Origin of the sequence: Enterobacter sp. HG048, assembly GCF_024702055.1 — a bacterium.
GTDB classification, from domain to species: Bacteria; Pseudomonadota; Gammaproteobacteria; order Enterobacterales; family Enterobacteriaceae; genus Enterobacter; species Enterobacter dykesii.
Map to the genome: position 1 here is coordinate 80,297 of NZ_JANLIZ010000001.1, position 19,750 is coordinate 100,046.

At 57.3% G+C, this 19,750-nt stretch carries 18 protein-coding genes; 11 read left to right on the forward strand and 7 right to left on the reverse strand.

The features are described 5' to 3' along the window. Positions 1-126 precede the first annotated feature (126 nt). The 6 genes from kdpE to kdpF are packed head-to-tail and all read right to left on the reverse strand — an operon-like array spanning position 127 to position 7,912. Positions 127-804, reverse strand: a complete 678-nt coding sequence (gene kdpE / locus NUX24_RS00425; protein ID WP_257829169.1) for a two-component system response regulator KdpE — start codon at positions 802-804, stop codon at positions 127-129. Next, on the reverse strand, positions 801-3,488 hold the full coding sequence (kdpD, locus tag NUX24_RS00430; protein ID WP_257829171.1) for a two-component system sensor histidine kinase KdpD: 2,688 nt from the start codon (positions 3,486-3,488) through the stop codon (positions 801-803). Before kdpD ends, kdpE begins: the two co-directional genes overlap by 4 nt. Next, positions 3,489-4,064, reverse strand: coding sequence for a potassium-transporting ATPase subunit KdpC (kdpC, locus tag NUX24_RS00435; protein ID WP_126328032.1), 576 nt, complete (start codon positions 4,062-4,064; stop codon positions 3,489-3,491). Positions 4,065-4,076: 12 nt separating this feature from the next. Further along, positions 4,077-6,125 (reverse strand): potassium-transporting ATPase subunit KdpB, encoded by a 2,049-nt coding sequence (kdpB, locus tag NUX24_RS00440; RefSeq protein WP_045286153.1) that lies wholly within the window; start codon positions 6,123-6,125, stop codon positions 4,077-4,079. A gap of 18 nt (positions 6,126-6,143) precedes the next feature. After that, positions 6,144-7,823, reverse strand: a complete 1,680-nt coding sequence (gene kdpA, locus NUX24_RS00445) for a potassium-transporting ATPase subunit KdpA (protein WP_257829177.1) — start codon at positions 7,821-7,823, stop codon at positions 6,144-6,146. Continuing rightward, positions 7,823-7,912 carry a K(+)-transporting ATPase subunit F gene (gene kdpF, locus NUX24_RS00450; protein ID WP_014069365.1) on the reverse strand — a complete coding sequence of 30 codons (90 nt, stop codon included), beginning with the start codon at positions 7,910-7,912 and terminating at the stop codon, positions 7,823-7,825. Before kdpF ends, kdpA begins: the two co-directional genes overlap by 1 nt. Before the next feature lie 309 nt (positions 7,913-8,221). Here kdpF and NUX24_RS00455 point away from each other — a divergent pair, with 309 nt between their 5' ends. The 7 genes from NUX24_RS00455 (at position 8,222) to nei (ending at position 14,328) form a co-directional block, all read left to right on the forward strand. Further along, on the forward strand, positions 8,222-8,428 hold the full coding sequence (locus NUX24_RS00455) for a YbfA family protein (RefSeq protein WP_023310781.1): 207 nt from the start codon (positions 8,222-8,224) through the stop codon (positions 8,426-8,428). A gap of 599 nt (positions 8,429-9,027) precedes the next feature. Further along, entirely contained in the window at positions 9,028-10,440 is a 1,413-nt protein-coding gene (gene phrB, locus NUX24_RS00460) for a deoxyribodipyrimidine photo-lyase (RefSeq protein ID WP_257829181.1), read from the forward strand. Between the two features lie 10 nt (positions 10,441-10,450). Further along, complete coding sequence (locus NUX24_RS00465) at positions 10,451-11,194, forward strand: type 2 GTP cyclohydrolase I (RefSeq protein WP_023310783.1); 744 nt, start codon at positions 10,451-10,453, stop codon at positions 11,192-11,194. Between the two features lie 14 nt (positions 11,195-11,208). Next, positions 11,209-11,865, forward strand: a complete 657-nt coding sequence (gene pxpB, locus NUX24_RS00470) for a 5-oxoprolinase subunit PxpB (protein WP_047650596.1) — start codon at positions 11,209-11,211, stop codon at positions 11,863-11,865. Continuing rightward, on the forward strand, positions 11,859-12,791 hold the full coding sequence (gene pxpC / locus NUX24_RS00475; protein ID WP_047650597.1) for a 5-oxoprolinase subunit PxpC: 933 nt from the start codon (positions 11,859-11,861) through the stop codon (positions 12,789-12,791). The genes pxpB and pxpC overlap by 7 nt, the downstream gene beginning before the upstream one ends. Beyond that, positions 12,778-13,518, forward strand: coding sequence for a 5-oxoprolinase subunit PxpA (pxpA, locus tag NUX24_RS00480; RefSeq protein WP_257829188.1), 741 nt, complete (start codon positions 12,778-12,780; stop codon positions 13,516-13,518). Before pxpC ends, pxpA begins: the two co-directional genes overlap by 14 nt. An 18-nt stretch (positions 13,519-13,536) precedes the next feature. Beyond that, a complete protein-coding gene (gene nei, locus NUX24_RS00485; RefSeq protein WP_257829191.1) occupies positions 13,537-14,328 on the forward strand; it encodes an endonuclease VIII in 792 nt (263 codons plus the stop codon). A 96-nt stretch (positions 14,329-14,424) separates the two neighbouring features. Here the strand turns inward: nei and NUX24_RS00490 are convergent, their stop codons facing one another. Beyond that, positions 14,425-15,708 carry a citrate synthase gene (locus NUX24_RS00490; RefSeq protein WP_023310788.1) on the reverse strand — a complete coding sequence of 428 codons (1,284 nt, stop codon included), beginning with the start codon at positions 15,706-15,708 and terminating at the stop codon, positions 14,425-14,427. 639 nt (positions 15,709-16,347) lie between these two features. Here NUX24_RS00490 and sdhC point away from each other — a divergent pair. Genes sdhC through sdhB form a run of 4 tightly spaced genes read left to right on the forward strand, consistent with a single transcriptional unit; the run spans position 16,348 to position 19,591 of the window. Continuing rightward, positions 16,348-16,752: a succinate dehydrogenase cytochrome b556 subunit gene (gene sdhC / locus NUX24_RS00495; RefSeq protein WP_020684965.1), complete on the forward strand. Its 405-nt coding sequence runs from the start codon at positions 16,348-16,350 to the stop codon at positions 16,750-16,752. Further along, positions 16,746-17,093 (forward strand): succinate dehydrogenase membrane anchor subunit, encoded by a 348-nt coding sequence (gene sdhD, locus NUX24_RS00500; protein WP_008501088.1) that lies wholly within the window; start codon positions 16,746-16,748, stop codon positions 17,091-17,093. The genes sdhC and sdhD overlap by 7 nt, the downstream gene beginning before the upstream one ends. Continuing rightward, entirely contained in the window at positions 17,093-18,859 is a 1,767-nt protein-coding gene (gene sdhA, locus NUX24_RS00505; protein WP_023310789.1) for a succinate dehydrogenase flavoprotein subunit, read from the forward strand. The genes sdhD and sdhA overlap by 1 nt, the downstream gene beginning before the upstream one ends. Before the next feature lie 15 nt (positions 18,860-18,874). Further along, complete coding sequence (sdhB, locus tag NUX24_RS00510; protein ID WP_008501090.1) at positions 18,875-19,591, forward strand: succinate dehydrogenase iron-sulfur subunit SdhB; 717 nt, start codon at positions 18,875-18,877, stop codon at positions 19,589-19,591. Positions 19,592-19,750 lie beyond the last annotated feature (159 nt).

Genomic DNA, 19,750 nt, shown 5'->3' on the forward strand with positions numbered 1-19,750 from the left:
CGTTAATGGAATGTGTTAACAATGTTTTAAATGAGCAAAAATAACCCGTAAAAATAACGTATGGATTATTTATGAAATATTGTCTGAGGTATTTCGATTTTATTTAAAAATAAAATGAATAGTTATTCAAAGCATAAACCGATAACCGATACCGGTTTCAGTTAATAAATGGCGAGGGCGAGCGGGGTCAACTTCGAGTTTCTGACGAAGATGTCCCATATATATGCGTAAATAATGACTATGTTCCACCGCGTTGGGCCCCCACACCTGGCTTAACAGCTGGCGTTGGGTGAGAACCTTGCCGTGGTTGTTGAGCAGAACGGCGAGCAGGCGAAATTCTATTGGCGTCAGATGGATTTCTTCTTCACCGCGCACAATACGCCGCGCGGCCAGGTCAACCCGGATATCACCAAACGCGTAGGTTGGATCGGCAGGCGCGGTGGCGCTGTGGCGACGCAGCGCCACGCGAAGGCGAGCCTGCAGCTCCCCGATACCAAACGGTTTAATCAGATAGTCATCCGCCCCGGCATCCAGCGCCGCGATTTTATCCGTCTCTTCCGTACGGGCGGAGAGCACGAGGATGGGCATCTGGCTCCACTGACGAACTTCCCGGATAAAATCGATGCCGTCGCCGTCCGGCAGCCCAAGATCGAGGATCACCAGGTCCGGCTTGCGGGTGGCGGCTTCAATTAAGCCCCGTTGAAGCGTGCCCGCATCGTGAACGCGCAGACCGTCCCCTTCCAGCGCAGCGCGCAGAAAACGGCTAATGGCGATCTCATCTTCAACAATCAGAACGTTGATCACAAATCCTCTGGTAATTCATTAAGTTCTGGCGGGGTTTCAAGAGGAAGTGTAACACAAAACCGCGCGCCGCCTTCGGGACGATTCTCGGCGGAGATGGACCCACCGTGGACGTCAATGATTGCCTGGCAAATCGCCAGCCCCAGCCCCACGCCCGGAATGGCCGACTCCTTATTGCCGCGTGCGAATTTTTCGAAAATAGCCAGCTCCTGCCCGGCGGGAATGCCGGGTCCGGTATCCCAGACGTCAAGGTGAAGCGTGCCATCGTCCACCGTCGCATCCACGCCTATTTGCGCGCTGGCGCCCGCATATTTGCCGGCATTTTCCAGCAGGTTGATCAGCACCCGTTCAAACAGCGGACCATCAACGTGAATTAAGGTCAGGGGCTCGGGCATGTTCAGCGCGATATGTCGCCCACCCAGACCGGGTTCGAGCATTTTCAGGGCGCTGCCCACCACCTCTTCAAGCGTGAGCCACTCTTTTTTGAGGTTAAAACCGCCTGACTGGATACGCGCCATATCAAGCAAGTTATTCACCAGACGCGTGGTATTCAGCACATGCTGGCGGATCTCGCTGGCCTGAAGCGCGTGTTTAGAGCCTTCCGCCGCCAGGTCCAGCGTCAGGATTTCTGACTGACCAAACAGGACGGTGAGCGGGGTTCGCAGATCGTGAGACAGCGCCGCCAGCAGCGAGTTACGAATGCTTTCACGCTCGCTCGCCAGCCGGGCCTGTTCTTCGCTGGCGGTGAGGGCCAGCCGCTCCAGCGCGCTGGCAACCAGCAGCGTAAAGGTCTCCAGCAGCCGCTGCTGTTCGGGGATCATCAGCTGGCGCAGGTTTGAGGGCTCAACAATCACCAGCCCCTGATTTTTATCGGCGCTGCGCAGGGGCAGAATTTGATAGGGCACGCCGGGCAGGGTGTCGGTCCCTGCACCTGCAGGTAACCCTTTATCAAAGCTCCAGCGCGCGATGGCTTCGTCCCAGGGCGTCATGCCTGTGGCGGACGTCAGCGGGCGCAGCTTGCCGTGTTCGTCCGGGAGCAAAATCAGGTTGCTGGCATGAAACGTCGAGCGAATAAACTGCTCGCTGGTCTGCACGATATCCAGCGGCGTGCGTCCCACTGCCAGCGATTTCGACATCTCATAGAGATGGCGCGTGCGCTGCTCGCGATAGCGGGCAATACGCGCCTGGTAGCGCACGCCCGCCGTCAGATTCCCGATCACCAGCCCGACGGTGAGCATCACCGCAAAGGTGAGGATGTACTGCACATCCGAGACGGCGAGCGTCCCGCGGGGGGCAATAAAGAACAGATCGAAGCTGATGACGTTGATCACCGTCGCCAGGACCGACGGCCAGCGCCCGTAAAAGAGCGCCACCACCACTACGCCAAGCAGGTAGATCATCACCAGGTTGGCGGCATCAAACGCGATCAGCCACTGGCTGGCAATCACCGTAATCAGGGCGCAGAGCACGACGGCGACAAGACAGCCGCGCAGCTGAATGCGCCATTTATCGCTGAAGGCACGGCTGTCCGGCGCGCGGCTGGGTAACGGCGTGGGCTTATCATCCAGCGCCACGATCACCAGATCCAGATCCGGCGCGCGGCGGGCCAGCTTGTCGGCAAACGATTCGCGGCTAAACCAGCGGCGATGCTGGCGAAGGCCAATCACGATTTTCCCCAGGTTGTGCTCACGGGCGTAGCGCAGGATGGCTTTATCTTCCTGAGGATCGGAAAGGGTGGCGGTTTCGGCACCCAGCTCCTGCGCCAGGCGCAGCGAGCTCAGAATAGCGCGACGCTGGTTTTCGGGCAGCGCGTGCAGCTGCGGCGTTTCGACATACACCGCATGCCAGACGCTGCCAAATTTAGCCGCCAGGCGAGCGGCGGTGCGAACAAGCTTTTCATTGCCGCTGCCGTGGCCTACGCACAGCAGGATGGCATCTCGCGTATGCCAGACGCGTTCCTGGCCCTGCAGGTCACGCCAGGCGCGCATCTGATCGTCGACGCGATCGGCAGTACGACGCAGGGCCAGCTCGCGCAGGGCAATCAGGTTGCCTTTTCGGAAGAAGTGTTCGATGGCGCGCTCGGCCTGGCCGGCGATATAGACCTTGCCTTCATGCAGGCGCTGGCGCAAATCGTCAGGGGGCAGGTCGACCAGCACCACTTCATCGGCAGAATCAAAGAAGGGGTCGGGCACCGTCTCGCGCACCTGAATACCGGTCACGCCGCTCACCACGTCGTTCAGGCTCTCCAGATGCTGAACGTTTACCGTCGTGAATACATCGATGCCGGCTTCGAGCAGCTCTTCAACATCCTGCCAGCGTTTTGGATGGCGTGAGCCTGGCGCATTGCTGTGCGCCAGCTCGTCCATCAGGATAAGGGCGGGACGGCGGGCGAGGGCGGCATCAAGATCGAATTCGGTAACTAACCGACCGCGATGGCTTATGCGGCGGGGCGGCTGGGTAGCCAGCCCCTTCAGCAGGGATGCGGTCTCTTTGCGTCCGTGGGTTTCGACCACGCCGATCAGAATATCGAGCCCCTGCGCCCGTAGCCGCTGGGCTTCCGTCAGCATGGCGAAGGTTTTCCCGACGCCTGCGCAGGCGCCAAAGAAAATTTTCAGTTTGCCGCGATGGGCTTCAGCCGTCTGTTCAAGCAGCCTGTCCGGATCCGGGCGCATGGGCTCGTCGGTCATTTAGTTTTTCCTTAGCGCGTCCAGCGCCAGATTCAACTCAACAATATTCACCACGGGCATGCCGATGAAGCTGACCAGCGGCTTTTGCGTGTGCTCTGCAACCAGCTGGCTCACCTGTTCGACGGTCAGCTGACGGGCGGCGGCAACGCGCGGGATCTGCCATGCCACCGCTGCCGGCGTCAGACTGTAGTCCAGCCCGCTGGCCGAGGCGGTCACCAGCTCCACGGGCACCTCACGGCTGGCCTGCGGATTCGCGGCGCGCAGGGCTGCCACGCGCTCAGCAACGGCTTTGTCCAGCTCGGGGTTGCTGCCCGCCAGGTTACTGCCGCCAGAGGCCATCGGATTATACGGGCTTTCGGCAGTGGCGGAAGGGCGTCCCTGGAAGTAACGGGCATCCGTAAAGTTCTGACCAATCAGGCGCGAACCGCGGTTTTCACCGTTTTGCAGTATCAGCGAGCCGTTAGCCTGATCCTTAAACCACCACTGGCCCAGCGCTGTGGTCACCAGCGGGTACAGCCCGCCGGTAATGAGAGACAGCAGAATAAACAGAAGTATAGCGGGGCGTAACATCGTCATTTGATTCACCTTTTAAACCAGGCCGAACAGCGTCAACAGCAGGTCGATAACCTTGATACCGATGAAGGGCACCACCAGCCCGCCCAGGCCGTAAATCCACAGGTTGCGGCGCAGCATGGCGGCGGCCGTGAGCGGCTTATAGCTCACGCCTTTCAGCGCCAGCGGGATCAGGAAGACAATAATCAGGGCGTTAAAGATCACTGCGCTCAGAATGGCCGAGGCCGGAGAGTGCAGGTGCATCACGTTCAACGCGTTTAATTGCGGGTAGGTCGCAGCAAACGCGGCCGGAATGATGGCGAAATATTTCGCCACGTCGTTGGCGATACTGAACGTGGTCAGCGACCCGCGCGTCATCAGCATCTGCTTGCCAATGTGCACCACTTCAATCAGCTTGGTCGGGTTAGAGTCGAGGTCGACCATGTTGCCCGCCTCTTTTGCCGCCTGGGTACCGGAGTTCATCGCCACCGCCACGTCGGCCTGCGCCAGGGCAGGGGCATCGTTGGTACCGTCGCCCGTCATCGCCACCAGACGGCCTTCCGCCTGATACTGACGAATCAACGCCAGCTTGGCTTCCGGTGTGGCTTCGGAAAGAAAATCATCCACGCCCGCTTCGGCGGCAATCGCCGCGGCGGTAAGACGATTATCCCCGGTGATCATCACCGTTTTGATCCCCATTTTACGCAGCTGGGCAAAGCGCTCCTTGATGCCGCCTTTGACGATGTCCTTCAGGGCTATTACCCCGAGCACGCGCGCGCCTTCGGCCACCACCAGCGGGGTCGCCCCCTGACGGGCCACGCTTTCGACCAGGCTGTCCACTTCCGGCGGGAAGTGGCCGTTGTTGGCCTCAATGTGGCGACGGATGGCGTCAACAGAGCCTTTACGGATCATGCGATCCTGAATGTTAATTCCGCTCATGCGGGTTTGCGCCGTGAAGGGCACGAAAGTGGCGTGCAGGCTCTGAACGTCGCGCTGGCGCAGGTTAAAGCGCTGCTTGGCGAGGATCACGATGCTGCGGCCTTCCGGGGTTTCATCGGCAAGCGAAGAGAGCTGTGCGGCATCCGCCAGCGTTTTTTCATCCACGCCCGGGGCGGGTAAAAAATCTGACGCCTGGCGGTTGCCGAGGGTAATGGTCCCGGTTTTATCCAGCAGTAAGACATCCACGTCACCGGCGGCTTCAACCGCACGCCCGCTGGTGGCGATGACGTTGGCACCGAGCATACGGCTCATGCCGGCTACGCCGATGGCTGACAGCAGGCCACCAATGGTGGTGGGGATCAGGCAGACCAGCAGCGCCACCAGCACCGTGACGGTCACCGCGGTGCCGCCATAGGCGGAGAAGGGCCACAGGGTCGCGGTTGCCAGCAGGAAGACGATGGTCAGGGCCACCAGCAGGATGGTCAGGGCAATTTCGTTTGGCGTTTTACGGCGCTGGGCGCCTTCCACCATGGCGATCATCCGGTCGAGGAAGGTTTCACCCGGGTTAACGCTGCACTGGATCACCAGCCAGTCGGAGAGAATGCGCGTCCCGCCCGTCACGGAGGCGAAATCGCCGCCGGACTCACGGATCACCGGCGCGGACTCCCCGGTAATGGCGCTTTCATCCACCGAGGCGCCCCCTTCGATGACTTCACCGTCGCAAGGGATAATGTCACCGGCCTCTACCAGTACTACATCGCCTTTACGCAGTTCATCAGCCGGAACGTGGTCCATCTGCGCGCCATATTTCGGTTCACGTAGCTTGCGCGCGAAGGCGGTTTTCTTCACCCCTTTCAGGCTGTTGGCCTGGGCTTTACTCCGGCCTTCCGCCAGCGCTTCCGCAAAGTTGGCGAACAGCACGGTAAACCACAGCCACAGGCTGATGGCGCCGGTAAACATCGCATTCCCCGGCATGTGGCCCGTTCCCATGGCAATCGCCAGGGCGGTGGTCAGGACGCTTCCCGCCCAGACAATAAACATCACCGGGTTGTGCCACTGCACGCGCGGGCTCAGCTTTTTCACCGCATCCATGAGCGCCTGGCGAACTAATGACGGTTCGAACAGGGCCAGTTGTTTACGACTCATGACAATTTCTCCGCAAAATCAGCGTAAAGAGAGGTATTCCGCGACCGGGCCTAACGCGAGGGCGGGGATAAAGGTCAGGGCGCCGACCAGCAACACGGTGCCCGTCAGCAGGCCGATAAACAGCGCGCCGTGGGTCGGCAATGTCCCGGTACTGGTCGGCTGGATTTTTTTATTCACCAGCGATCCGGCTATCGCCAACACCGGCACAATGATCCCGAAGCGACCCACAAACATGCAGAACGCCAGCAGACAGTTCCAGAACGGAGAGTTGGCGCTTAAGCCCGCAAAGGCGCTGCCGTTGTTGTTGGCGGCAGAGGAGACGGCATACAGCACTTCACTGAAACCGTGAATGCCAGGGTTAAAGATGCCGCTGCGTCCGGCTTCGGTCATCAGCGCCAGCGCGGTGCCGAGCAGCACGAGAGCCGGGGTGACCAGAATCGCCAGCGCGGTTAATTTCATCTCGCGAACATCAATTTTTTTACCGAGGTATTCCGGGGTGCGGCCAATCATCAAACCGGCAATAAACACCGCCAGCAGCACGAACAGCAGCATGCCGTAAAGACCTGAACCCACGCCGCCAAACACCACTTCACCAATCTGCATCAGCCACATCGGGATCATGCCACCCAGCGCCGTAAAGGAATCATGCATGGCGTTGACTGCCCCGCACGAGGCCGCCGTGGTGACCACCGCATACAGGCTGCTGGCGAGAATGCCAAAGCGGCTCTCTTTACCTTCCATGTTGATATTGCTGTTAGCCCCAAGCTGCATGAAATGGCTGTTGCCGCTCCATTCAGCCCACATCACCAGCGCCACGCAGACCACAAAGATCAGCGACATGGTCCAGAGCAGGGTGCGGCCCTGACGGCGATCGTTAACCACATCACCAAAGGCAAAGCAGAGCGCGGCGGGGATCAGGAAAATCGCCAGCATCTGCACAAAATTGGTCAAGGCTGTAGGGTTTTCAAACGGATGCGACGAGTTGGCGTTGAAGAAGCCACCCCCGTTCGTTCCGAGCATTTTGATGGCTTCCTGTGACGCTACCGGCCCCATCGGCAGGAGCTGTTTTGCGCCTTCCAGTGAGGTATAGGGCGCGTAAGGCATCAGGTTTTGCAGGGTGCCCTGCTGGATAAAGAACAGCGCGATCAGCAGCGCAATCGGCAGCAGGATCCACAGCGTGATGCGGGTCAGATCCACCCACGCGTTACCCAGGGTATTGATTTTCTGACGCGCAAACGCACGGGTCAGCGCGAAGATCACCGCGATACCGCTGGCGGCCGAGAGGAAGTTTTGCACGGTTAACCCGACCATCTGGCTGAAGTAGCTGAGCGTGGTTTCACCGGAATAGGACTGCCAGTTAGTGTTGGTGACAAAGCTCACCGCCGTGTTCAGCGCAAGATGCCAGGACAGGCCCGGTAACTGTTGCGGATTCAGCGGCAGGATGCCCTGCAACATCAGCATGGCAAAAAGCGCAATGAGCCCAACGATATTCAGCAGCAGAATGGCGATCAGATACTGACGCCAGTTCATCTCCCGATCGTCTATTCCCAGTACGCGCCAGATCCCTTTTTCAACGCTTCCCGTGCCGGGCAAAGGGACGTTATTGATCAATCGTGCCAGTCCCGATCCCAGTGGTCTTGCCAGAATGAACAGTACCAATAAGAAGCTGGCAATAAGCAGAAACGCCTGAGCAGCCATCAGAAGGCCTCCGCATTAATCAGGGCATAGACCAGATAACCCAATAACAGGAACACCAGCACGATGCCGGCAATAAGACCTGCACTCACAATCCACCTCCGGGTGACTTTTGTTGTTGTGCTAACGGTAGGATTTCCGGCGCAAAGATTTCGCAAAAATGGGGAGGGCGGGTGTAAAAAAAGTATAAAAATGGCAAAGCCCACAATTTAACTATTGATAAGTAAACTGTTAACTTTTTTGTAACTTAATTACGGCGTAAGTGTAAATTTTTGCTAAACGGACGAAAATAAGTGGTCGGATGAGTAGTAAAATTACAAACAAAGCGATATTATTTTAGCCAGGTCACAGATTTTGAATTTTCCGGATGACGTTTCCGGCCAACTATAGGGGAGAAAAATATGGATCTTTATAAAGAGTATCCGGCTCATATCGTGTTCTTGCGCCGCGCTTTCGCCGTAGTGGCTGGCGTGCTGGCTCTGCCGGTGATGCTGTTCTGGAAAGATCGTGCACGTTTTTATAGCTATCTGCACCGCGTCTGGGCGAAAACCAGCGAGAAGCCGGTGTGGATGGATCAGGCCGAGAAAGCGACCTGCGATTTCTACTGATACTAAGACTACACATAGCAATAAAAAAACCGCCACATTACTGTTGGCGGTTTTTTTGTCCCTCGGGATTCGCGGTCCGTTGGGTGGTTTTCAAGCCCTCGTCAGAGGGTTACAAGAATATCTCGGGTTCTTAAGTAATCAAACTGCAACTCCCTAAATATATTCTTAAAAATCATTTCAGTGGATTACCTTTTACGCGAGGGCCAACTACTATGCAGCGTCCCTTTCCGCCATCTCGCACATGGGCACCGGTCCCGGGGAAGGCGTCACCACAACCGTAAGTCAGGCTCTCGTCAGGGCTTGTGTCCACCGACTTATCACCGGTGGTGAACGGTGGAGCGGTTAGCTGCAGGGACCGCATAATGAAACGCTATTTTTGCATCGCGTTCATTGTCGCCAGCGTACTCGTTGTAAAGAGCGATGAACCTAATGGGTTTGTCGCGTTAACCACGATAGCGCAGGACAAGTAGCGCTAAGGCCGCCTCGGGCGGCCTTTTTTATTTCATCCCGTCTACACTTCATGGCAAAGTAGTTCAATGCATGCTTTTTCCTTTTACGGCATGCCCTTACGGACATAATGGATAATTGCCTGGAGTTTTATGCCCACCCATCTGGTTTGGTTTCGCGCGGACCTGCGCGTACATGACAACATCGCCCTTGCGGCAGCATGCCGCGCCAAAGACGCTAACGTACTGGCACTGTTTATGGGCACGCCCGAGCAGTGGCGGCAGCACGATATGGCCCCCCGGCAGGCGGCCTTGCTCCGGGCGTATCTGAACGATCTGCAGCACTCGCTTGCCGGAAAAGGCATACCGCTGATTTATAAAGAGGTGAATGATTTTGCCGCACAGCTTCAGACGGTGCAGGAGATCTGTAAGCAGCACGAGGTTACGCATCTTTTCTACAACTACCAGTACGAATTCAACGAGCAGCAGCGCGACCGTCAGCTGGAGAAGATGCTGGAAGGGGTGGTCTGCGAAGGGTTTGATGACAGCGTGATGCTGGCGCCGGGCAGCGTGATGACCGGCAACCACGAGATGTATAAAATTTTTACGCCGTTCAAAAATGCCTTTATCAAACGTCTTAAAGAGGCGCTGCCGGAGTGCGTTGCCGCGCCTGCCGTGCGAGGCGAAGCCATAAAAGAGCTGCCTGAGCTGACGTTTGATTACCCTCAGCAGCCGTTTGATGAAGCGCTGTTCCCCCCCGATGAAAAAGCGGCCATCGCCCAACTGCGCCAGTTCTGCAAGCAGGACGCGGCCAGTTACGACGCGCGTCGGGATTTTCCCGCCATCGAGGGCACCAGCCGCCTGTCGGCCTGTCTGGCGCTGGGCGCGATCTCACCGCGCCAGTGTTTGCACCGTCTGCTGGCGGAGCAGCCGCAGGCGCTGGAGGGCGGCGCAGGGTCCGTCTGGCTGAATGAACTTGTCTGGCGCGAGTTTTATCGCCATCTGATGACCTTTCATCCAGGTTTATGTAAGCATCGGCCCTTTATTGGCTGGACCGATAACGTAAAGTGGCAATCGAATGACAAGCAGCTGAAGGCCTGGCAAACAGGGCAGACAGGCTATCCGATAGTCGATGCCGCCATGCGTCAGCTTAATGAGACGGGGTGGATGCACAACCGCCTGCGAATGATTACCGCCAGCTTTCTGGTGAAGGATCTGCTTATCGACTGGCGTATCGGAGAGCGCTATTTTATCTCTCAGCTGATCGATGGCGATCTCGCGGCGAATAACGGCGGCTGGCAGTGGGCAGCCTCTACAGGCACCGATGCCGCACCCTATTTCCGGATTTTCAATCCGACCACTCAGGGGCAAAAATTTGATGCGGACGGCGAGTTTATCCGCCGCTGGGTTCCTGAACTTAACGGTATACCTGCTAAAGCGATCCACGAACCGTGGGCATGGGCGGATAAACAGCGTGTAAAGCTGGATTACCCTCGTCCGATTGTCGACCATAAACAGGCGCGTGTCGCCACGCTGGCGGCGTACGAAGCTGCCCGCAAAGCATAAGAGAGTGATGATGAAAAACAGCGAACTGGAAAGCCTGATTAACGAAAAACTGAACAGTACCTCTTTCAGCGATTACGGCCCGAACGGGCTCCAGGTTGAGGGACGCGAGACGGTGCAAAAAATTATCACCGGCGTGACGGCAAGCCAGGCTCTGCTGGACGAGGCCGTCCGTCAGAACGCCGACGCGGTGATTGTTCATCACGGTTACTTCTGGAAAAACGAATCGCCGATTATTCGCGGGATGAAGCGCAATCGTCTGAAAACGCTGCTGGCTAATGACATCAACCTGTACGGCTACCATCTGCCGCTGGATGCACACCCGGAGCTCGGCAACAACGTCCAGCTGGCGCAGCTACTGGGGATTACCGTGATGGGTGAGATTGAACCGCTGGTGCCGTGGGGCGAGCTGGCGATGCCGGTTCCGGGGCTGGAGCTGGCGTCGTGGATTGAAGCGCGCCTGGGCCGTCGCCCGCTGTGGAGCGGTGATACCGGTCCGGATACGGTGAAGCGTGTCGCATGGTGTACCGGCGGTGGTCAGGGCTTTATCGACAGCGCCGCGCGCTTCGGCGTCGATGCTTTTATCACCGGCGAGGTTTCCGAGCAGACCATTCATTCGGCGCGTGAACAGGGGCTGCATTTTTACGCGGCTGGCCATCACGCCACCGAGCGCGGCGGCATTCGCGCCCTCAGCGAGTGGCTGACGGAAAATACCGATCTGGATGTGACCTTTATTGATATCCCTAACCCGGCCTGACGAGAGGTAGTTAAGTGCAGCGAGCGCGTTGTTATCTTCTGGGTGAGACCGCCGTGGTTCTGGAGCTTGAACCACCGGTGACGCTTGCCACGCAAAAGCGTATCTGGCGGCTGACCCAGCGTCTGGCCGACATGCCCGACGTGGTTGAAGCCATTCCGGGGATGAATAACATCACGGTGGTGCTACGTAGCCCGCATACCCTGGCGCTGGATGCCATTGAGCGTTTGCAGCGCTGGTGGGAAGAGAGCGAGGCGCTGGAGCCGGAATCGCGCGCCATTGAGATCCCGGTCGTTTATGGCGGTACGGGTGGGCCGGATCTGGGCGTGGTGGCAGACCACTGCGGATTAACTGAAAAGCAGGTAGTTGAGCTGCACAGCTCGGTTGACTACGTGGTCTGGTTCCTGGGATTTCAGCCCGGATTCCCGTATCTGGGTGGGTTATCTCCCCGGCTGCATACGCCACGCCGTGCCGAGCCGCGCCTGAGCGTGCCGGCGGGGACGGTGGCTATCGGCGGCGAGCAGACCGGCGTTTATCCGCTGACATCGCCTGGGGGCTGGCAGCTTATTGGGCATACCGCGACACCGTTATTTGAACCCGGGCTGGAGACGCCAATACTCCTGCGTCCCGGCGATACCCTTCGCTTTATCCCGCAGAAGGAGGGGGTATGTTAACGCTTATTCGCGCCGGGCTTTACACCTCCGTACAGGATGCCGGCCGCTTTGGTCTGCGCCAGTCGGGCGTGAGCTACTGCGGTGCGCTTGACCGTCCTTCGCTGGAGATTGCCAACCTGCTTGTGGGCAACCCAGGCAGCACGGCGGCGCTAGAAATTACGCTGGGTCAGTGTGTGATTGAGTTTGGTCAGGAAACCTGGTTTGCCTTAACCGGCGCAGGGTGTGATGCAACGCTGGATGGCAAAGCGGTGTGGACCGGCTGGCGGCTAAGAGCGAAAGCCGGGCAGCGCCTGACGCTCAAACGTCCGCTGCACGGCGTGCGTAGCTATCTCGCGGTGGCGGGGGGCATCGACGTGTCGGAGGTGCTGGGCTCGTCCAGTACCGATCAGAAGGCCGGGATCGGCGGTCACGAAGGACGTTTGTTGCGCGACGGCGATCGGCTGGCAATCAAACCCTCCGCGCGCCATTTCTCGACCACACAGGGCGTAAAACAGCTGCTGTGGGGAAACCAGATTCGCGCCTTACCGGGGCCCGAATATCATGAGTTTGACGAGGCGTCTAAAGAGTCCTTCTGGCGCGCGCCGTGGAAGATCAGCCCGCAGAGTAACCGCATGGGCTACCGCCTGCAGGGTCAGCCGCTGACCCGCACGACGGACCGGGAACTGCTCTCCCACGGTTTATTGCCGGGGGTTATTCAGGTGCCGGGGAACGGTCAGCCCATCGTGTTAATGAACGATGCGCAAACGACCGGCGGCTATCCGCGCATTGCCTGCATCATTGAAGCGGATCGCTACCATCTGGCGCAAATTCCCCTCGGTCAGCCGATTCACTTCGTGCAGTGTTCGCTGGAGGAGGCGCTGAAGGCCCGGCAGGATCAGCAGCGTTATCTCGAACAGCTGGCGTGGAGGCTTGATGGCAAAGATTGATTTAAACGCCGATCTGGGCGAGGGAAGCTGCGCTGATGCGGAACTGATGACCCTGGTCACCTCGGTCAATATCGCCTGCGGCTTTCACGCGGGCGATGCCCAAACCATGCTGGAGAGCGTGCGTAATGCCATTAAAAACGGCGTCGCGATTGGGGCTCACCCCAGCTTTCCCGATCGGGAAAACTTTGGCCGTACGGCGATGGATCTGCCCCCTGAGACGGTCTACGCTCAGGTGCTCTACCAGATCGGCGCGCTGGATGCGATGGTGCGCGCCCAGAACGATGTGATGCGCCACGTGAAGCCGCACGGCATGCTCTACAACCAGGCAGCGAAAGATGCCGATCTGGCGGACGCCATTGCCCGAGCGGTGCGGGACTGCAACCCGCAGCTGATCCTTGTGGGTCTGGCGGGCAGCGAGCTGATTCGCGCTGGGGAGCGGCTGGGGCTGACCACGCGTCAGGAAGTGTTTGCCGATCGGGGATACCAGCCGGACGGCAGCCTGGTGCCGCGGACGCAGGCCGGCGCGCTGATTACCGACGAAGGTAAAGCGCTGGCGCAGACGCTCGAGATGGTGCGCGCCGGGCGGGTGATTGCCGTGGATGGAACACCGGCACACGTTCAGGCCGATACGGTATGTTTACACGGCGATGGCGAGCATGCGCTCCAGTTCGCGCGCCGCTTGCGGGCAGCGTTCTCTGAAGAGGGCATCCTCGTCAGCGCCGAATAATGACGATAAGGACACAAAATGCCTGAAGGTCCGGAGATCCGCCGTGCGGCAGATAGCCTGGAGGCGGCGATAAAGGGCAAACCTCTGACGGATGTCTGGTTTGCTTTTCCTCAGCTAAAACCGTTTGAATCACAGCTGGTGGGCCAGACTGTGACTCATATTGAAACGCGCGGCAAGGCCCTGCTTACGCACTTTTCCCATAACCTGACGTTATATAGCCATAATCAGCTTTACGGCGTCTGGCGCGTGGTGGAGGCGGGCGAGCAGCCGCAAACCACCCGCGTGCTCCGCGTCCGGCTGCAAACGGCGGATAAAGCGATCCTGCTCTATAGCGCGTCGGATATCGAAATGTTAACGCCGGAGCAGCTGCTGACGCACCCGTTTTTGCAGCGCGTCGGGCCAGACGTGCTGGACATGCGCCTGACGGCAAGCGACGTGAAGGCCCGGCTGCTATCCCCCAAATTCCGCAACCGGCAGTTTTCCAGCCTGTTCCTTGACCAGGCCTTTCTGGCCGGGCTTGGCAACTACCTGCGGGTGGAAATCCTCTGGGAAGTCGGGCTGGCGCCGCAGCATAAAGCGTCTCAGCTGAGCGATGAACAGCTGGAGGCGTTATCCCACGCGCTGCTGGATATTCCGCGGCTCTCTTACAACACGCGCGGCGTGGTGGATGAGAATACCCATCACGGGGCACTGTTCCGCTTTAAGGTGTTTCATCGGGCGGGGAAAAAGTGCGAGCGGTGCGGCGGGATTATTGACAGGATTATGCTCTCTTCAAGACCTTTTTACTGGTGCCCACACTGCCAGAACTAAAAGTAAAACGGCAACGAAAGTTGCCGTTTTTAAGGTTTTCACCCTCTCCCTGTGGGAGAGGGCCGGGGTGAAGGCATCATGCCGCCCCCAACTTTTTTAGCGCTTCAGGTCAGACTTAAAATCACGCTGCTCGTAGCCGGTATACAGCTGACGAGGACGGGCGATTTTCATGCCTTCGCTGTGCATTTCGTTCCAGTGCGCAATCCAGCCCACGGTACGGGCCATGGCGAAGATCACGGTGAACATGGAAGACGGAATGCCCATCGCTTTCAGAATAATGCCAGAGTAGAAATCGACGTTCGGGTAGAGTTTCTTCTCGATGAAGTACGGGTCGTTCAGCGCGATGTGTTCCAGCTCCATCGCCACTTCCAGCAGGTCATCTTTGGTGCCCAGCTCTTTCAGCACTTCGTGGCAGGTCTCACGCATGACGGTGGCGCGCGGGTCATAGTTTTTGTAAACACGGTGACCGAAGCCCATCAGACGGAAGGAGTCATTCTTGTCTTTCGCGCGACGCACGAACTCAGGAATGTGCTCAACGGTGCTGATCTCTTCCAGCATCTTCAATGCCGCTTCGTTCGCGCCACCGTGCGCCGGTCCCCACAGGGAGGCGATGCCCGCAGCGATACAGGCGAACGGGTTCGCGCCTGAAGAGCCCGCGGTACGGACGGTAGAGGTAGAGGCGTTCTGTTCGTGGTCAGCGTGCAGGATCAGAATACGGTCCATCGCGCGTTCCAGCACCGGGTTCACTTCGTACTCTTCGCACGGCGTGGAGAACATCATGCGCAGGAAGTTACCCGCGTAGGAGAGGTCGTTGCGCGGATACACAAACGGCTGGCCGATGGAGTATTTGTAGCACATCGCCGCCATGGTAGGCATTTTGGACAGCAGGCGGAACGCCGCGATATCGCGGTGACGCGGGTTATTCACGTCAAGGGAGTCGTGGTAGAACGCCGCCAGCGCACCGGTAATCCCGCACATCACCGCCATTGGGTGAGAGTCACGGCGGAACGCATGGAACAGACGGGTAATCTGCTCATGGATCATGGTGTGACGGGTCACGGTGGTTTTGAATTCATCGTACTGTGCCTGCGTCGGTTTTTCGCCGTTCAGCAGGATGTAGCACACTTCCAGATAGTTGGATTCGGTGGCTAACTGATCGATGGGGAAGCCGCGATGGAGCAGGATACCTTCGTCACCGTCAATGTAGGTGATTTTGGATTCGCAAGATGCGGTAGAGGTAAATCCAGGGTCAAAGGTGAATACACCTTTAGAGCCCAGCGTACGGATATCAATAACATCCTGACCGAGCGTGCCTTTTAGCACATCCAGTTCAATAGCAGTGTCACCATTTAGGGTGAGCGTTGCCTTTGTATCAGCCATTTACGGTCTCCTTAGCGCCTTATGCTTAAGACTGCGCTTTACCGGATTTGCTTTCAGCTGTTAATCACCGTTACCAGATTGTTATTTGGCTTTCCGCTCAGCTCACGAGGACAAACCAGGGTACAGAGCTATGGCGCCTTGCAGGTAAACGAATGAAATATCAGTGAAACAACAGCAAATCAGCGTTTTTGCAGTCCGAATTATTCAAACCTGTATATCACTAATAACTGTCCTGATAACTTCGGTCAATACCATCACACTGTTACATAACTATTTGTCAGGTGAAAGAGAGACCTCATAACTTTTGCGCATTATATGCCTTTTCTGATGACGTTTGTAACAATATTGTTTAACATTTGTCAAATCAGATGATTAAAAATTAAAAAGATGTTGTTATCGTGACCCTGATCACTGTTCCAGAGAAAACCCGACAAACTGTATGTAGGTTAATTGTAATGATTTTGTGAACGGCCTATACTGCCGCCAGGTCTCCGGAACACCCTGCAATCCCGAGCCACCCAGCGTTGTAACGTGTCGTTTAAGCATCTGGAAGCAATGTTTTGCATGACGCGCAGTTATAGAAAAGGAACGCTGCTTGACCCGCATCGCAGTCCGGAGGAAGGAAACAATAAGAACAGCATGTGGGCGTTATTCATGATAAGAAATGTGAAAAAACAAAGACCTGTCAATCTGGATCTCAAAACGATCCGGTTCCCTGTAACAGCAATAGCGTCCATTCTGCACCGTGTTTCAGGTGTGATTACGTTTGTGGCGGTCGGTATTTTACTGTGGTTACTGGGCACCAGCCTCTCTTCCCCTGAAGGATTCCTCCAGGCCTCTGCCATCATGAACAGCTTCTTCGTGAAATTCATCATGTGGGGCATTCTGACCGCGCTGGCGTACCACGTCGTCGTCGGTGTTCGCCATATGCTGATGGACTTTGGCTACCTGGAAGAGACTTTCGAAGCCGGGAAACGCTCCGCTAACATTTCATTTGTGATTACTGTCGTGCTTTCACTTCTCGCAGGAGTTCTCGTATGGTAAGCAACGCCTCCGCATTAGGACGCAACGGCGTACATGACTTCATTCTGGTCCGTGCTACCGCCATCGTTCTCACTCTTTACATCATCTATATGATCGGGTTCTTCGCGACCAGCGGCACGCTGACGTGGGAAATCTGGAGTGGGTTCTTCGGATCCGCCTTCACCAAAGTGTTCACCCTGCTGGCTCTGTTCTCCATCCTTATTCATGCCTGGATTGGCATGTGGCAGGTGTTGACCGATTACGTTAAACCGCTGGCGATTCGCCTCCCACTGCAGCTGGCCATTGTTGTTGCACTGGTGGTTTACGTTATTTATGGATTCGTTGTGGTGTGGGGTGTGTAATGAAACTGCCAGTCAGAGAATTTGATGCTGTTGTAATTGGTGCCGGTGGCGCAGGTATGCGTGCCGCACTGCAAATTTCCCAGAGCGGCCAGACCTGTGCGCTGCTCTCTAAAGTTTTCCCGACCCGTTCCCACACTGTGTCTGCGCAGGGCGGTATCACCGTTGCGCTGGGTAACTCCCATGAAGATAACTGGGAATGGCACATGTACGACACGGTAAAAGGTTCCGACTACATCGGCGACCAGGATGCCATCGAATATATGTGTAAAACCGGCCCGGAAGCGATTCTGGAGCTGGACCACATGGGTCTGCCGTTCTCCCGTCTGGAAAATGGCACCATCTATCAGCGTCCGTTTGGCGGCCAGTCGAAAAACTTCGGCGGCGAGCAGGCGGCACGCACCGCGGCGGCGGCTGACCGTACCGGTCACGCACTGCTGCACACCCTGTATCAGCAGAACCTGAAAAACCACACCACCATCTTCTCCGAGTGGTACGCGCTGGATCTGGTGAAAAACGCCGATGGCGCAATCGTCGGCTGTACCGCGCTGTGCATTGAAACCGGTGAAGTGGTTTACTTCAAAGCCCGCGCTACCGTGCTGGCTACCGGCGGCGCAGGCCGTATCTATCAGTCCACCACCAACGCCCACATCAACACCGGTGACGGCGTCGGTATGGCTATCCGCGCGGGCGTGCCGGTTCAGGATATGGAGATGTGGCAGTTCCACCCAACCGGTATCGCCGGTGCAGGCGTTCTGGTGACGGAAGGCTGCCGCGGTGAAGGTGGCTACCTGCTGAACAAACACGGCGAGCGCTTCATGGAGCGTTATGCCCCGAATGCGAAAGACCTGGCGGGTCGTGACGTGGTGGCGCGTTCCATCATGATCGAAATCCGTGAAGGCCGCGGCTGTGACGGCCCATGGGGTCCACACGCCAAGCTGAAGCTCGACCATCTGGGTAAAGAAGTTCTGGAATCTCGTTTGCCGGGCATCCTGGAACTGTCCCGCACCTTCGCACACGTCGACCCGGTGAAAGAGCCGATTCCGGTTATCCCAACCTGCCACTACATGATGGGCGGTATTCCGACCAAAGTGACCGGTCAGGCGCTGACCGTGAACGAGCAGGGCGAAGACGTGGTCATCCCGGGCCTGTTCGCGGTAGGCGAAATTGCCTGCGTATCCGTACACGGTGCAAACCGTCTGGGCGGCAACTCCCTGCTGGACCTGGTGGTGTTTGGTCGTGCTGTAGGTCTGCATCTGCAGGAATCCATTGCCGAGCAGGGCGCACTGCGTGACGCGACCGACGACGAAATTGATGCCTCTCTTGAGCGCCTCAACCGCTGGAACGGTAACCGTAACGGCGAAGATCCGGTGGAAATCCGCAAAGCGCTGCAGGAATGCATGCAGCACAACTTCTCGGTATTCCGAGAAGGCGACGCGATGGCCAAAGGTCTTGAGCAGCTGAAAGCGATCCGCGAGCGTCTGAAAAATGCCCGTCTGGACGACACCTCCAGCGAATTCAACACCCAGCGCGTTGAGTGCCTGGAGCTGGATAACCTGATGGAAACCGCGTTCGCGACGGCGATGTCGGCAAACTTCCGTACCGAAAGCCGTGGCGCGCATAGCCGCTTCGACTTCCCGGATCGTGATGACGAAAACTGGCTGTGCCATTCCCTGTATCTGCCAGAGTCGGAATCCATGACGCGTCGTAGCGTCAACATGGAACCGAAACTGCGTCCGGCGTTCCCGCCGAAGATTCGTACTTACTAATGCGGAGACAGGATAATGAAACTCGAATTCTCAGTTTATCGTTATAACCCGGATGTTGATGACGCTCCGCGTATGCAGGACTACACCCTGGAAGCGGAAGAAGGTCGCGACATGATGCTGCTGGATGCGTTAATCCAGCTGAAAGAAAAAGATCCTACGCTGTCGTTCCGCCGCTCCTGCCGTGAAGGGGTTTGTGGCTCTGACGGTGTGAACATGAACGGCAAAAATGGCCTGGCCTGCATCACGCCAATTTCAGCGTTGCAGCGTCCTGGTCAGAAAATTGTTATCCGTCCTCTGCCAGGCCTGCCGGTCGTGCGTGATTTGGTGGTAGACATGGGGCAATTCTATGCACAATATGAGAAGATTAAGCCTTACTTATTGAATAATGGGCAAAATCCACCCGCTCGCGAGCACTTACAGTCTCCTGAGCAGCGTGAAAAACTCGATGGGTTGTACGAGTGTATTCTCTGCGCATGCTGTTCAACGTCCTGCCCGTCGTTCTGGTGGAACCCGGACAAGTTTATCGGCCCGGCCGGTCTGCTGGCTGCCTATCGCTTCCTGATCGATAGCCGCGACACCGAAACCGACAGCCGTCTGGAAGGGCTGAGTGACGCTTTCAGCGTATTCCGCTGCCATAGCATCATGAACTGCGTCAGTGTGTGTCCGAAGGGGCTGAACCCGACGCGCGCCATCGGCCATATTAAGTCGATGCTGCTGCAGCGCAGTGCGTAAGTAGTAAGAGGGGAGCGCTGTTCCCCTCACCCTAACCCTCTCCCAATGGGAGAGGGAACAGATTGCAGAAACCTTTAAAAACTGCCCTGAAGTTTAGACAGTTTCTAAAGGTTCCTTCGCGGGCCAAATGAAAAGAGCTCGCAGGTGAACCCCGGCACG